Origin of the sequence: Enterobacter sp. HSTU-ASh6, from assembly GCF_026319105.1 — a bacterium.
Classification (GTDB): Bacteria; Pseudomonadota; Gammaproteobacteria; order Enterobacterales; family Enterobacteriaceae; genus Enterobacter; species Enterobacter sichuanensis.
Genome location: NZ_WSPD01000005.1, coordinates 259,664 through 273,982, shown reverse-complemented (window position 1 = coordinate 273,982; position 14,319 = coordinate 259,664). Strand labels below are relative to the sequence as shown.

Sequence of the window (14,319 nt, the reverse complement as noted above, 5' to 3'; positions counted from 1 at the left end):
ATAATAACGATTTGGCCTTAGAGAAAACAAAAAAGCCGGCTTTCGCCAGCTTTTATTTTATTTTTTAGCCGCTTTTTCTTCGCCGACCAGTCCAATCTTCAGGTAACCCGCCTGATGCAGCGTGTCCATTACCTTCATCATGGTTTCATAATCAACGGTTTTATCCGCCCTGAAGAAGACCGTGGTGTCTTTCTTACCGCCGGTAAGCTGCTCCAGCGCCGGGATGACAGAGTCAGTCGTTACCGGGTCGTTACCGAGGAACATCGATTTATCCGCCTTCACGGACAGATAAACAGGCTTCTCCGGACGCGGCTGTGGCTGGCTGGAAGAGGCTGGCAGATTGACCTTCACGTCAACCGTCGCCAGCGGCGCAGCCACCATGAAGATAATCAGCAGAACCAGCATGACGTCGATAAACGGCGTCACGTTGATTTCATGCATTTCGCCGTTATCGTCCAGGTTTTCGTTTAGACGCATCGCCATCGCATTAACCTACGCGCAGTTTGGACGCCGCATGCACCGGCTTAACCGAGCTGGCATTGAGGTCGAGATCGCGGCTTTGCAGCAGCAGAACCTGCGCGGCAACATCACCAAGCGTGGCTTTGTAGCTGCCAATCATCCGCGCGAAGATGTTGTAGATAACCACCGCCGGGATGGCCGCTACCAGACCGATAGCCGTCGCCAGCAGCGCTTCCGCGATACCCGGTGCCACCACCGCCAGGTTGGTGGTTTGGGTCTGGGCGATACCGATGAAGCTGTTCATGATGCCCCAGACCGTACCGAAAAGGCCGATGAACGGCGAAATTGCGCCGATCGTCGCCAGATACCCGTTACCACGTCCCATATGTCGGCCAACGGCCGCAACGCGACGCTCAAGGCGGAAGCCGGTACGCTCTTTGATGCCTTCGTTATCTTCACTGCCAGCGGAGAGTTCCAGCTCGTTTTGCGCTTCGTTAACTAACAGGGTGGTCAGGCTTTTGGCGTGGAAGGATGAGGTCATGTCAGAAGCCTGATCCAGCGAGCGGGCTTCGGCTAACTGCAGCTGCTCCCGCTTAAGGCGACGCTTCTGAGAAATGAGTTCGGCGCTCTTGCTAAAGAAGATAGCCCACGTGATCACGGACGCCAGAATCAGGCCGATCATCACAATCTTAACCACGATGTCAGCATGTTGATACATGCCCCAAACGGAGAGATCCGTCTGCATCAAATTATTACCCACTCTGTATCTCCAGGACGCAAATCACAAAATCTGAGCATAATAATATCAAAACGTCGTCGAATTGATAGTCGTTCTCATTACTATTTACATAGTGCCGCAATTTTTGCTCACTTTCTTTGCGCTTACGCAGTAAAAATTTCTTATGCGGTTTTTTGCTAATATTTTCTGCTTATTCGATAAGCCTCAGGGTGCAGATTTTTACAATCGTGGTAGTCTGGACGTCCAGACGTATAAAAACAGGGTTAGCGAACATGACTAAGAAGCATCTTGATACCACGCTGGTACAGGCAGGACGCAGCAAGAAATATACCCAGGGCTCGGTCAACAGCGTGATTCAACGCGCCTCCTCGCTGGTGTTTGATACCGTGGAGGAGAAAAAAAACGCCACGCGTAACCGCGCGAAAGGCGGGCTGTTTTATGGCCGTCGTGGCACGCTAACCCATTTTTCTCTGCAGGAAGCGATGTGCGAGCTGGAAGGCGGTGCGGGCTGCGCGCTGTTCCCGTGCGGCGCCGCGGCGGTCGCTAATACCATTCTGGCGTTTGTGGAACAGGGCGACCATATCCTGATGACCAACACCGCCTATGAACCCAGCCAGGACTTCTGCACCAAAATCCTCAGCAAGCTCGGCGTCACCACCGGCTGGTTCGATCCGCTGATTGGTGAAGGCATTGCCGAGCTTATTCAGCCAAACACGCGCATTGTGTTTCTGGAATCGCCAGGATCGCTCACCATGGAAGTACACGACGTGCCGGCCATTGTGAAAGCCGTGCGCAGTAAAGCGCCAGAGGCGATTATCATGATCGACAACACCTGGGCGGCTGGTGTGCTGTTTAAGGCGCTGGAATTCGACATTGATATCTCGATTCAGGCGGCAACCAAGTACCTGATTGGCCACTCTGACGGCATGATTGGCACGGCGGTCTCTAACGCCCGCTGCTGGGATCAACTGCGTGAAAATGCCTACCTGATGGGGCAGATGGTGGATGCAGACACGGCCTACATGACCAGCCGCGGTATTCGCACGCTGGGGGTTCGCCTGCGTCAACACCATGAAAGCAGCCTGAAAGTGGCCGAATGGCTGGCACAGCACCCGCAGGTTGAGCGCGTTAATCATCCGGCGCTACCGGGCAGTAAGGGACATGAATTCTGGCAACGTGACTTTACAGGCAGCAGCGGTTTGTTCTCGTTCGTTCTGAAAAAACGCCTGACCCATGACGAGCTGGCAAATTATCTGGATAACTTTACCCTCTTCAGCATGGCCTACTCCTGGGGCGGATTTGAGTCCCTGATTCTGCCTAACCAGCCGGAACAGATTGCGGCGCTGCGTCCCGGCGGCGAAGTGGACTTCAGCGGTACCCTGATCCGACTGCACATCGGTTTAGAAAATGTGGACGATTTAATTGCCGATTTAGCAGCAGGGTTCGAGCGTATCGTGTAAAGTGCTGGCTGAAAATGTACTCCCTGGACGCTTTTGTGGACACTGCAACCAGAAAAGTCTGCATGAGATGCGCCCGCGATCAAACCCGACGGGCGAATAAGGGAGTACAATAGCGTTATATCTGCTGTTCCACAGGAAAGTCCATGGCTGTTATTCAAGATATTATCGCGGCGCTCTGGCAACACGACTTTGCCGCGCTGGCGGATCCTCACGTCGTCGGTATCGTCTATTTCGTGATGTTCGCAACGCTGTTCCTGGAAAATGGACTACTGCCAGCCTCATTTTTACCCGGTGACAGCCTGCTTTTACTTGCCGGGGCGTTAATCGGCAAAGGCGTTATGGACTTCACGCCAACCATGGTCATCCTCACCTCCGCCGCGAGCCTGGGCTGCTGGCTGAGCTATCTGCAGGGCCGCTGGCTGGGGAATACACGCGTCGTTAAAAGCTGGCTTGCGCAGTTACCGCATAAATATCATCAGCGTGCCACCTGCATGTTCGATCGGCACGGCCTGCTGGCGTTGCTGGCCGGGCGTTTCCTGGCGTTTGTTCGCACCCTTCTGCCTACCATGGCGGGCATTTCCGGTCTGTCGAACCGCCGCTTCCAGTTCTTCAACTGGCTGAGCGCGCTTTTGTGGGTCGGCGTGGTCACTACGCTCGGCTACGCGCTGAATATGATCCCGTTTGTGAAACACCATGAAGACCAGGTGATGACCTTCCTGATGGTGCTGCCGATGTTCCTGCTGGTGGCGGGACTGGTAGGGACTATTGCGGTAGTGATTAAGAAGAAGTACTGCAGCGCGTGAGCCCCTCACCCTGACCCTCTCCCCGCAGGGGAGAGGGGAAAAAGCCTAAACTCCCTGCATCGTTCTTATACGTGACGCATCTTCTCCCGGCGTGACGCCGAAGTAGCGTTTAAATTCCCGACTGAACTGCGACGCACTTTCATAACCCACCCGCATCGCCGCCGCGCTGGCCTTCATGCCGTCGTGGATCATCAGCATCCGCGCCTTATGCAGCCGGTAGGTTTTGAGGTACTGCAGCGGCGAGGTGCTGGTCACCGATTTAAAGTTGTGGTGAAACGCCGAGACGCTCATGTTCGCCTCCGCGGCGAGCTGGTCAACGCTCAGGTTTTCGGTGTACTGGCTCTCAATACGCTTGAGCACGCGGCTTATCAGACTGAAGTGGGTCTGTCGGCTCACCAGGGCGAGCAATGCCCCACCGCCGGGTCCCAGCAGTACGTGGTAAAGAATTTCGCGGATGATCTGTTTGCCGAGAATGCGCGCATCCAGCGGCCTCTCCATCACGTCCAGCAGACGCTCAATGGCGCAGAGGATCTCTTCCGATAACGTCGCAGAGTTAATCCCGCTCGACGCCATTGACGGCTGGAAGAGTTCGTCTTCGCCAATCTCCATCAGCAACTCCTGCAGCTGAAGGATATCGACATTGACGCGGATCCCCGCCAGCGGAACCGCCTCTGTCGCGAAGGTTTCACATTCAAAGGGTAAAGGTACCGTCAGCAGCAGATATTCATTGGTGTCGTAACGGAAGACGCGCTCGTTGATATAGCCAATTTTATGGCCAGAAAAGAGAAAAACGATGCCCGGCTGGTACATCACCGGCGTACGCGTCCCGGGCTGGGTGCCATAAAGCAGGCGAATATCCGGCAGCAGTTCGCTGGCGCGGTTTTCATTATCTATCAACCTCTTAATCTGCGCAGTGAGCTGCTGACAGATAGCCTCACGGTTCATTTTTCGTTACTCCGGGTACGGTTTCCGACGTTGACAGTGTGCGTCGTTTTCCGCGCTTTCTCCAGCGCTCTGTAGAAATGGGCAAGACATCGGCAGGAATGTGCATTGAGAGGATAGCCGCAGGCGACCACAATGTGCAGCATCAGGTTGCCCTCTGCGCCACCACGATTATTCACCCACTAAAGGGAACGAGCCATGAACAACTTTAATCTTCACACCCCAACCCGCATTCTGTTTGGTAAAGACGCTATCGCCGATCTGCGCGCGCAGATCCCGGCAGACGCCCGCGTCCTCGTCACCTACGGTGGCGGCAGCGTGAAAAAAACCGGCGTGCTGGATCAGGTTTACAGCGCGCTGGACGGTCTGGACGTGCGTGAGTTTGGCGGTATTGAGCCAAACCCCTCTTACGAAACGCTGATGAACGCGGTGAAAATCGCCCGCGACGAGAAGGTCACCTTCCTGCTGGCGGTCGGCGGCGGCTCCGTACTGGACGGCACCAAATTTATCGCCGCGGCAGCCCACTACGCAGAAGGCGTTGATCCGTGGCACATCCTGGAGACCCGCGGCAGCGACATTAAAAGCGCAATCCCGATGGGCTCGGTGCTGACTCTGCCGGCTACCGGCTCTGAATCCAACAAGGGCGCGGTGATCTCCCGCAAAACCACTGGCGATAAACAGGCCTTTATGAACGAACACGTTCAGCCAGTGTTCGCTATCCTGGATCCGGTTTACACCTACACCCTGCCTGCGCGTCAGGTGGCGAATGGCGTGGTCGATGCCTTTGTGCATACCGTTGAGCAGTACGTCACCTACCCTGTGAACGCCAAAATTCAGGATCGTTTCGCGGAAGGCATTCTGCTGACGCTGATTGAAGAAGGTCCGAAAGCGCTGAAAGAGCCGGAAAACTACGACGTGCGTGCCAACGTGATGTGGGCTGCAACGCAGGCGCTGAATGGCCTGATCGGGGCTGGCGTGCCGCAGGACTGGGCGACCCACATGCTGGGCCACGAGCTGACGGCGATGCACGGTCTGGACCACGCCCAAACGCTGGCCGTTGTTCTGCCTGCGCTGTGGAACGAAAAGCGGGATACCAAACGTGCCAAACTGCTGCAGTACGCCGAGCGCGTGTGGAACATCACCGAGGGCTCTGACGATGCGCGTATTGATGCGGCAATCGACGCGACCCGCAACTTCTTTGAAGGGCTGGGCGTGCCAACGCGTCTGTCTGGCTACGGTCTGGATGGCAGCTCTATCCCTGCCCTGCTGGCGAAACTGGAAGAACACGGTATGACCCATCTGGGCGAACACGGCGACATTACGCTGGACGTGAGCCGTCGTATCTACGAGGCGGCACGCTAAGCGTTTTTGTCCCTCCGACTTTCGTTTTTTGACATTTCGTCCAGACTTAATGCACACCCCATCGCCGGAGTCCCTCTCCGGCGATGCGCACCTGAAGGAGGAAAAATGGCAAACCAAACCGTAATCAAGCTGCAGGACGGCAACGTGATGCCCCAGTTGGGGCTAGGTGTATGGAAAGCCGGTAACGACGAGGTCGTCTCCGCCATTCATAAGGCCCTGGAAGTCGGCTATCGGTCGATTGATACCGCCGCCGCGTATAAAAATGAGGACGGCGTGGGTAAGGCTCTGGCCAGCGCTGGTGTCCCTCGCGATGAGTTATTTATCACCACAAAACTCTGGAACGACGATCAAAAGCGCCCGCGCGAAGCGCTGCAGGAGAGCCTGGAGAAACTCCAGCTTGATTTCGTCGACCTGTATCTGATGCACTGGCCGGTTCCGGCTATCGACCATTACGTTGACGCCTGGAAAGGGATGATTGAACTGCAGAAAGCGGGGCTGGTGAAAAGCATCGGCGTCTGTAACTTCCAGGTACATCACCTGCAGCGACTGATAGACGAAACGGGCGTCGCGCCGGTGATTAACCAGATCGAGCTGCACCCGCTGATGCAGCAGCGCCAGCTTCACGCCTGGAACGCCACGCACAAAATCCAGACCGAATCCTGGAGCCCGCTGGCTCAGGGCGGCGAGGGGGTGTTCGACCAGAAAATTATCCGCGATCTGGCGGATAAATACGGCAAAACCCCGGCGCAGGTTGTCATTCGCTGGCACCTGGACAACGGCCTGGTGGTGATCCCGAAATCGGTCACGCCATCGCGCATCGCCGAGAACTTCGACGTCTGGGATTTCCGCCTGGACAAAGATGAACTGGGTGAGATTGCGAAGCTGGATAAGGGGAAACGTTTAGGGCCGGATCCGGATCAGTTTGGCGGGTAATACCTAAAACGAGCCCGATCTTACACCGGGCTCGTTTTAATCTATAAACCGGACTGACATCTCGCTTCTCCGGGGAGGTCAGGCAAGGTGCAAATAACGTTAAACGCTTTCCCTTCAAGTTCATGTGGTCCGCCGAGACCGCCGCCTGCTTCTGCTTCATATTCCTTTCCGTTGACACTTATCTGGAGCGGAGTGCGATAAATCCAGTCCATCGGACCTATTGGCAGAAAGAAGATCCACTCATGCTGGCTCTGAAAAGCAAAACGACCGTTGTCGTCAGAAAGCGTTTGCTCCCTCTCTAATGTTATTTTAGCGCCCGGGACTGGCTTACCTGCGCTGTCGATAAGACGTCCTTCCACTTCTGGCTGTGTCTGGCGGTGCATTACACAACCGCTTAACGTCAGGCCAATCAGCATCGCTCCCGTTAACTTCATTATTTTCATGTTGGGCCTCCTGCCCTTATGCAGAAAAAAGCCGGGTGGCGTCTGCGCCTTACCCGGCCTACGCGCTGAACTGTAGGCCCGGTAAGCGCAGCGCCACCGGGCAATATGTCTAGCCGCTCTTACGTTTTACGTTTTTCTTCGTTCCCGCCCCACCGTTCGAACGCTGATGCACAATCGGCGTGTGCTTGGTCAGCGCCGGGCGCGTATTGCGATTCTGGCGACGCGCTTCGCGCATCTCCTCAAGCGTAGGCGCCGGCACCAGGCAATCGCGGCGCGAGCCGATCAGGTGCTTTTTGCCCATCTCTTCCAGCGCCTGACGGATCAGCGGCCAGTTTTTCGGATCGTGATAACGCAGCAGTGCTTTGTGCAGACGACGCTGTTTATCCCCTTTCGGCACCACCACCTCTTCGCTCTTATAGCCAATCTTACTCAGCGGGTTTTTGCCGGTGTAATACATGGTCGTCGAGTTGGCGAGCGGTGAAGGATAGAAGTTCTGCACCTGATCCAGACGGAAGCGACGCTGCTTAAGCCACAGCGCCAGGTTCACCATGTCCTCATCACGCGTGCCAGGGTGCGCCGAGATGAAATACGGGATCAGATACTGCTCTTTGCCCGCCTGCTTCGAGTAGGTGTCGAACAGCTCTTTAAAGCGGTCGTAGCTGCCCATGCCCGGCTTCATCATCTTCGACAGCGGGCCTTCTTCGGTATGCTCCGGCGCAATCTTCAGATAGCCACCCACGTGGTGCGTCGCCAGCTCTTTGATGTAGCGCGGATCTTCCACAGCAATATCGTAACGTACCCCGGAAGCGATCAGGATCTTCTTGATGCCTTTCAGATCACGCGCGCGGCGGTAGAGGTTGATCGTCGGCTCGTGGTTGGTGTCCATGTGCTGACAGATATCCGGATAGACGCACGACAGGCGGCGGCAGGTCTGCTCCGCGCGTGGCGACTTACAGCGCAGCATATACATGTTGGCGGTTGGGCCGCCAAGGTCGGAAATCACGCCGGTAAAGCCCGGTACGGTGTCGCGAATGGCTTCGATCTCATTGATGATCGAATCTTCAGAGCGGCTCTGAATAATACGTCCTTCGTGCTCGGTAATGGAGCAGAAGGAGCAGCCCCCGAAGCAGCCGCGCATGATGTTGATCGAGAAGCGGATCATCTCATACGCCGGGATACGGGCGTTGCCGTACGCCGGGTGCGGCACGCGCTTGTACGGCAGCGCGAAGACGCTGTCCATCTCTTCCGTGGAGAGCGGGATCGCCGGCGGGTTGATCCAGATAAAACGCTCGCCGTGTTTCTGCATCAGGGCGCGGGCACAGCCCGGGTTGGTTTCATGGTGCAGAATACGGGACGCGTGCGCGTAGAGCACCTTGTCGGCTTTCACCTTCTCGTAGGACGGCAGCAGCACATAGGTTTTTTCCCACGGTTTCGGGCGCGGCGGCTGCACGACGATCGCCTTTGCCTCCGCCTTCTTTGGCTCTACCGGCTTGTTATCGGCACACGGCAGATCTTCACCATAGGGGTGGGGGATCGGGTCGATTTTGCCCGGCATATCGATGATGCGGGAATCCACCCCGCTCCAGCCCGGCAGCGCCTCTTTCACCATGATCGCGGTATTGCGAACATCGCGGATGCTGCTCACCGGCTCGCCCTGCGACAGACGGTGCGCCACTTCCACCAGCGGACGCTCACCGTTACCGTAAATCAGCATGTCGGCTTTGGAATCCACCAGCACCGAACGGCGCACGGTATCTGACCAGTAGTCGTAGTGCGCGGTGCGGCGCAGGCTCGCCTCGATGCCGCCCAGGATCACCGGCACGTCTTTCCAGGCTTCTTTGCAGCGCTGGGTATAGACCAGCGTGGCACGGTCAGGACGTTTACCCGCTACGTTATCCGGGGTGTAGGCATCGTCATGACGCAGCTTACGGTCGGCGGTATAGCGGTTAATCATCGAGTCCATGTTGCCTGCGGTCACGCCGAAGAACAGGTTGGGTTTACCCAGACGCATAAAGTCGTCTTTGCTGTTCCAGTCAGGCTGGGAGATGATCCCCACGCGGAAGCCCTGCGCTTCAAGCATACGGCCGCAGATGGCCATGCCGAAGCTCGGGTGGTCAACGTAGGCATCGCCCGTGACCAGAATGATATCGCAGCTGTCCCAGCCCAGTTGGTCCATCTCTTCCCGGGACATCGGCAGGAACGGCGCCGGTCCAAAGCAGGCCGCCCAGTACTGGGGCCAGGAGAAGAGGTCACGATCCGGCTGGATCAGGGAAATTGCGCTCATAATGCTTCCGAAGAAAAAATAGACAAAAGGGCGGGGATTATACGCTGGATCATTGCGGGAAATGAAGGGGTATTTATTGCCCGGTGGCGCTACGCTTACCGGGCCTGGGGGCCTGTAGGTCGGGTAAGGCGAAGCCGCCACCCGACTCGTTTTACGGCGCCGGGTTAACCAGCATTTGCCCCACGGAGCCCCTGTCCATCATCTCCAGCGTCTGGCTGTGGAACAGGAACGGGAAGTGCGGCCACGAAGGCTGACCATAGTAGACGAGCAGTTCAACCTGACCATCCACCCAGACGGTATCTTTCCAGCCGCGGTCTTCCGGGAACGGCATCGCACCGTTCACGTTGCGGATCAGGAATGACACGCCTTCAATATGGAACGACTGCGGCATGTCCGAGCGAACAATCCAGCGCTCCCAGGTGCCCTGCTGCGCGGTAATGTCGATACGGTTGACGTCCCACAGCGCACCGTTGATGCCCGGATCGTCGCCCAGGCTGATATCCCGGCTGCGCACCGGCGAGCCGCTCATGATCTCCTGCGGCAGCAGGCGCATGGGCAGGCTGTCGGTCACCAGCGGCAGCAGGCCGGTTGGGCGCAGGGTCAGCACGAGGGTGGAAACCAGAATACTCGATGGCTCAAAGAACCCGCGAATACGATCCACAATGCTCGCCGCTTCGCCGCAGGTGACAGAAACTTCATCCCCGTTGGTCATATCAATGAGGATTTCGCGGCGCTCACCCGGCGAGAGGGCCAGCTGTTTAACGGACACCGGTGCCGGTAAAAAGCCCTGATCGCCGGAGATGACGTGCAGCGGACGACCATCGCTCATCTGGAGCTGATAGCGGCGCGAGTTAGAGGCGTTGAGCAGACGCAGGCGTACCCAGCCGCGCGAGACTTCTACGTAAGGGCTTTGTGCGCCGTTGACCAGCAGCGTATCGCCCACAAAGCCACCGCTGCCCGGCTCGCTGTATTCCGGCGTACCGAAGTTATCCAGACGTTTGTCCTGGATAATAATCGGGAAGTCGTCCACACCGTAGTGGTTCGGGATCGGCAGAGATTTACTGACCTCATCTTCCACCAGCCACATACCGGCCAGGCCGTTATAGACCTGCTGCGCCGTACGGTTAGGGGTGTTGGCGTGATACCACAGGGTAGCCGCGCTCTGACGGATCGGCAGCACCGGCGCCCAGTCGGCGTTAGGCGACATCATGCGCGCCGCGCCGCCAATCAACGGACCCGGAACCTGTAAACCGCTGATGGTCATGGCGACATTTTCAGACGTACGGTTGCTGTAGATGAGCTTAACGTCATCGCCATTCCAAACGCGGATGGTCGGCCCAAGGTAACGTCCGTTAATGCCCCAGACCGGCGCGCGGGTTCCCTGGGTAAAGGACCAGTGGCTGCGCTGCAGCGTCAGGAAAAGCGGCTGACCGCGACGGGATTCAATCAACGGCGGAATGGGCAGCGGCTGCTGCTGCCCGGCGGCGCTGGCTGTCAGCGGCATCGCACCCGCACAAAGGGCGATCCCCGAAGCCTGAATAAACTGACGCCGACTGAGTGACATATAAGCTCCATCTGAAACGACTAACAACGCGGGAATTCGTTTTCCCTTCAACGCCGGGTTAAATCTTACCGGCGGCTTCTCTCTCTGCGACTTCTTTGTCGAGCAGCGCAATATGCTGAGCCATCAGCTCGCGGCAGTGTGCTGCCAGCTCGCGCACCTGATCTTTACCGTATTTGCTGGTATCAACGGGTGGCAACATCTCGACAATCACCAGCCCGTTATTCAGGCGGTTAAGATTAATCTTATTAGAAGTATTGGAAACGCACACAGGAATAATTGGAACACCCGCCGCAATTGCGGCATGAAACGCTCCGGTTTTAAACGGCAGCAGGCCACGGCCGCGGCTGCGCGTTCCTTCCGGGAACATCCAGATTGAGATTTTGCGCTTTTTAAAATGGTTCACCACTTCCGCAATAGTGCTGTGCGCTTTTGCACGGTTATTACGGTCGATCAGCAGGTTGCCGGTAAGCCAGTACAGCTGACCGAAAAACGGGATCCACAGCAGGCTTTTTTTCCCCACCGTCACGGTCGGCGGAAGGACAATATTGGAGGCCGTCACCATATCGTAGTTGTTCTGATGGTTAGCGATATAGATGGCGTTACCGAAATTCTCCGCCCCTTCAGGCAGACGTTTTTCAACCTTCAGACCGAACAGTGGCGCCAGACGACCGAACATATGACCAAAAGTGGCAACATGCTTCGGATTACGCGGGCTGAACAGGCAATAAACAGAGCCGAAAACACAGACCAGAATGCAGTAGATAACGGTAAGAATGAGACGAACAATGTATAGCATAGCGACCTCTGAAGCCCTGACAGCTGACAATTATACTTCACCTGTGGCCAGGTAAGGACTTTATTACGAGCGCGTATTGTTAATCGCAACGCACGAATTAACAACGATTTTACGGGAAATTTTATTGAAATTCCCCCTCCGGACAGAGGGGGGATATCACGACATTACTCTTCGCTGTCACCCGCGGAGCTGCGTGCAGGAGAGTCAATCTCCACGCGGTCGATACGCTGCAGGCCGCGCATCAGCGAGCCGCGGCGACCGCGCTCACCCACCACTTTCTGCAGCTCTTCCGGACGAAGTTTGATTTTACGCTTGCCGACATGGATGGTCAGCGTGCTCTGCGGCGGCAGAAGGAAGAGGTGCGCCAGGCCATCTTCGCCTTTCGCGGCTTCCGCCGACGGGATGTTGATGATCTTGTTGCCCTTGCCTTTTGACAGCTCCGGCAGATCGCTGACCGGGAACATCAGCATACGTCCGGCGGTGGTGATCGCCAGCAGCATATCGCTTTCGTTCTCGATCACCAGCGGCGGCATCACGTGAGCGTTGTCCGGCAGGCTAATCAGCGCCTTACCGGCACGGTTACGCGAGACCAGATCGTTAAAGGTACAGATAAAGCCGTAACCCGCATCAGAGGCCAGCAGCAGTTTCTGGTCATCGGCTTCCATCAGCATATGGTCAACCGTAGCCCCCGGCGGCAGCGTTAGCTTACCGGTCAGCGGTTCGCCCTGCCCGCGCGCGGATGGCAGCGTAATCGGGTCGATGGCGTAGCTGCGACCGGTGGAGTCGATAAACGCCACCGGCTGGTTGCTCTTACCTTTCACCGCCGCTTTGAAGCTGTCGCCCGCCTTGTAGCTGAGCCCCGGCGCGTCGATATCGTGCCCCTTGGCGCTGCGCACCCAGCCGCTCTGCGACAGGACAATGGTCACCGGCTCGGACGGCTGCATGTCGTGCTCGTTCATCGCCTTCGCTTCTTCGCGCTCGTGCAGCGGAGAACGGCGGTCGTCACCAAACGCGTCGGCATCGGCCTGCAGCTCTTTTTTCAGCAGAGTATTCATCTTGCGTTCGGACGCGAGGATCGCCTGCAGCTGATCGCGCTCTTTTTCCAGCTCGTTCTGCTCACCGCGGATCTTCATCTCTTCCAGTCTGGCGAGATGGCGCAGCTTCAGTTCGAGGATCGCTTCGGCCTGGGTTTCGCTGATGCCAAAACGCGACATCAGGGCAGGCTTCGGCTCGTCCTCGGTACGGATGATCTCAATCACCTCGTCGATATTGAGGAACGCCACCAGCAAACCTTCGAGGATATGCAGGCGCTTAAGCACTTTCTCCAGACGATGGTTCAGACGACGGCGAACCGTATCGCGGCGGAACGTCAGCCATTCGGTGAGGATCTCCAGCAGGTTTTTCACCGCCGGGCGTCCGTCGAGGCCAATCATGTTCAGGTTGATGCGGTAGCTTTTTTCCAGATCGGTGGTGGCAAACAGGTGGTTCATCACCTGCTCCATGTCCACACGGTTAGAGCGCGGCACAATCACCAGACGGGTCGGGTTTTCGTGGTCGGACTCGTCGCGCAGATCATCCACCATCGGCAGCTTTTTGTTGCGCATCTGGGCGGCGATCTGCTCCAGCACTTTAGCGCCGGAGACCTGATGCGGCAGCGCGGTGATCACCACGGCGCCGTCCTCTTTGGTCCACACCGCGCGCATGCGCACGGAGCCGCGACCGTTCTGGTAAATTTTACGGATTTCCGCGCGTGAGGTGATGATCTCGGCTTCGGTCGGGAAGTCCGGCCCCTGCACGATATCCAGCAGCTCATCCAGCGAGGTTTTCGGTTGCTCAATCAGGGTGATGGCGGCATTCGCCACTTCACGCAGGTTGTGCGGCGGAATGTCCGTCGCCATACCAACGGCGATACCGGTGGTCCCGTTCAGCAGGATGTTCGGCAGACGCGCAGGCAGCATCTTCGGCTCCTGCAGCGTGCCGTCGAAGTTTGGCACCCAGTCAACGGTGCCCTGCCCCAGCTCGCCCAGCAGCACTTCGGCATATTTTGACAGACGGGATTCGGTATAACGCATCGCCGCGAAGGATTTCGGATCGTCCGGCGCCCCCCAGTTCCCCTGACCATCCACCAGCGGATAGCGGTACGAGAATGGCTGGGCCATCAGCACCATCGCTTCATAACAGGCGCTGTCACCGTGCGGATGGTATTTACCCAGTACGTCACCGACGGTACGGGCGGATTTCTTGAACTTGGCGGTAGCATTCAGCCCCAGTTCGGACATCGCATACACGATGCGGCGCTGTACGGGCTTCAGGCCATCCCCGATAAACGGTAACGCCCTGTCCATGATGACGTACATGGAGTAGTTCAGGTAGGCGTTTTCCGTGAATTCATGTAGCGCGAGGCGCTCTGCCATATCGCTCATTACGTGTGATTCCTCAACTCAGAAACCGATGGGTTTCAGGCAATATTGCCGCAGATACTACCCTATCTGACGAGTTGAGTCACAAAGAAAAAGGGCCGCTCAGGCGGCCCT

Annotated in this window: 12 protein-coding genes; 4 read left to right on the top strand and 8 right to left on the bottom strand. The window is 57.1% G+C overall.

Annotated features, from left to right (window positions below):
- Window positions 1–57 precede the first annotated feature (57 nt).
- Window positions 58–483, bottom strand: coding sequence for a TonB system transport protein ExbD (exbD, locus tag GM298_RS08555; RefSeq protein ID WP_025758475.1), 426 nt, complete (start codon window positions 481–483; stop codon window positions 58–60).
- A 4-nt stretch (window positions 484–487) separates the two neighbouring features.
- Complete coding sequence (gene exbB / locus GM298_RS08550; protein WP_025758477.1) at window positions 488–1,219, bottom strand: tol-pal system-associated acyl-CoA thioesterase; 732 nt, start codon at window positions 1,217–1,219, stop codon at window positions 488–490.
- A gap of 251 nt (window positions 1,220–1,470) precedes the next feature.
- Between exbB and metC the strand changes: the two genes are divergently transcribed.
- Both metC and yghB read left to right on the top strand, forming a co-directional pair.
- Window positions 1,471–2,658, top strand: coding sequence for a cystathionine beta-lyase (gene metC, locus GM298_RS08545; protein ID WP_025758478.1), 1,188 nt, complete (start codon window positions 1,471–1,473; stop codon window positions 2,656–2,658).
- A 143-nt stretch (window positions 2,659–2,801) separates the two neighbouring features.
- A complete protein-coding gene (gene yghB, locus GM298_RS08540) occupies window positions 2,802–3,461 on the top strand; it encodes a DedA family general envelope maintenance protein YghB (RefSeq protein WP_025758479.1) in 660 nt (219 codons plus the stop codon).
- 45 nt (window positions 3,462–3,506) lie between these two features.
- Here yghB and GM298_RS08535 read toward each other — a convergent pair whose 3' ends face one another.
- Entirely contained in the window at window positions 3,507–4,406 is a 900-nt protein-coding gene (locus GM298_RS08535; RefSeq protein ID WP_025758480.1) for an AraC family transcriptional regulator, read from the bottom strand.
- Window positions 4,407–4,601: 195 nt separating this feature from the next.
- Between GM298_RS08535 and yqhD the strand changes: the two genes are divergently transcribed.
- Entirely contained in the window at window positions 4,602–5,765 is a 1,164-nt protein-coding gene (gene yqhD / locus GM298_RS08530; protein ID WP_025758481.1) for an alcohol dehydrogenase, read from the top strand.
- Window positions 5,766–5,870: 105 nt separating this feature from the next.
- Window positions 5,871–6,698, top strand: coding sequence for a 2,5-didehydrogluconate reductase DkgA (gene dkgA, locus GM298_RS08525; protein ID WP_025758482.1), 828 nt, complete (start codon window positions 5,871–5,873; stop codon window positions 6,696–6,698).
- A 41-nt stretch (window positions 6,699–6,739) separates the two neighbouring features.
- On the opposite strand, the gene GM298_RS08520 is transcribed toward dkgA, so the two are convergent.
- From GM298_RS08520 to parC, 5 genes are all read right to left on the bottom strand, one after another.
- Window positions 6,740–7,141, bottom strand: coding sequence for a carboxypeptidase-like regulatory domain-containing protein (locus tag GM298_RS08520; protein ID WP_045285897.1), 402 nt, complete (start codon window positions 7,139–7,141; stop codon window positions 6,740–6,742).
- 109 nt (window positions 7,142–7,250) lie between these two features.
- The gene (locus GM298_RS08515; protein WP_045285898.1) at window positions 7,251–9,425 is read right to left on the bottom strand and encodes a YgiQ family radical SAM protein; all 2,175 of its coding nucleotides are present in this window, start codon (window positions 9,423–9,425) and stop codon (window positions 7,251–7,253) included.
- 151 nt (window positions 9,426–9,576) lie between these two features.
- The gene (gene ftsP, locus GM298_RS08510; RefSeq protein WP_126801365.1) at window positions 9,577–10,989 is read right to left on the bottom strand and encodes a cell division protein FtsP; all 1,413 of its coding nucleotides are present in this window, start codon (window positions 10,987–10,989) and stop codon (window positions 9,577–9,579) included.
- 58 nt (window positions 10,990–11,047) lie between these two features.
- On the bottom strand, window positions 11,048–11,785 hold the full coding sequence (gene plsC / locus GM298_RS08505) for a 1-acylglycerol-3-phosphate O-acyltransferase (protein WP_025758488.1): 738 nt from the start codon (window positions 11,783–11,785) through the stop codon (window positions 11,048–11,050).
- A 164-nt stretch (window positions 11,786–11,949) separates the two neighbouring features.
- On the bottom strand, window positions 11,950–14,208 hold the full coding sequence (gene parC, locus GM298_RS08500; protein ID WP_045285901.1) for a DNA topoisomerase IV subunit A: 2,259 nt from the start codon (window positions 14,206–14,208) through the stop codon (window positions 11,950–11,952).
- Window positions 14,209–14,319 lie beyond the last annotated feature (111 nt).

Excerpts from the sequence above, each read along its gene's own strand:
- yghB (WP_025758479.1), top strand. The coding sequence starts at position 2,802 with ATGGCTGTTATTCAAGATATTATCGCGGCGCTCTGGCAACACGACTTT.
- yqhD (WP_025758481.1), top strand. The coding sequence starts at position 4,602 with ATGAACAACTTTAATCTTCACACCCCAACCCGCATTCTGTTTGGTAAA.
- exbD (WP_025758475.1), bottom strand. The coding sequence starts at position 483 with ATGGCGATGCGTCTAAACGAAAACCTGGACGATAACGGCGAAATGCAT.
- metC (WP_025758478.1), top strand. The coding sequence starts at position 1,471 with ATGACTAAGAAGCATCTTGATACCACGCTGGTACAGGCAGGACGCAGC.
- parC (WP_045285901.1), bottom strand. The coding sequence starts at position 14,208 with ATGAGCGATATGGCAGAGCGCCTCGCGCTACATGAATTCACGGAAAAC.
- plsC (WP_025758488.1), bottom strand. The coding sequence starts at position 11,785 with ATGCTATACATTGTTCGTCTCATTCTTACCGTTATCTACTGCATTCTG.
- ftsP (WP_126801365.1), bottom strand. The coding sequence starts at position 10,989 with ATGTCACTCAGTCGGCGTCAGTTTATTCAGGCTTCGGGGATCGCCCTT.
- GM298_RS08515 (WP_045285898.1), bottom strand. The coding sequence starts at position 9,425 with ATGAGCGCAATTTCCCTGATCCAGCCGGATCGTGACCTCTTCTCCTGG.
- dkgA (WP_025758482.1), top strand. The coding sequence starts at position 5,871 with ATGGCAAACCAAACCGTAATCAAGCTGCAGGACGGCAACGTGATGCCC.
- GM298_RS08520 (WP_045285897.1), bottom strand. The coding sequence starts at position 7,141 with ATGAAAATAATGAAGTTAACGGGAGCGATGCTGATTGGCCTGACGTTA.
- GM298_RS08535 (WP_025758480.1), bottom strand. The coding sequence starts at position 4,406 with ATGAACCGTGAGGCTATCTGTCAGCAGCTCACTGCGCAGATTAAGAGG.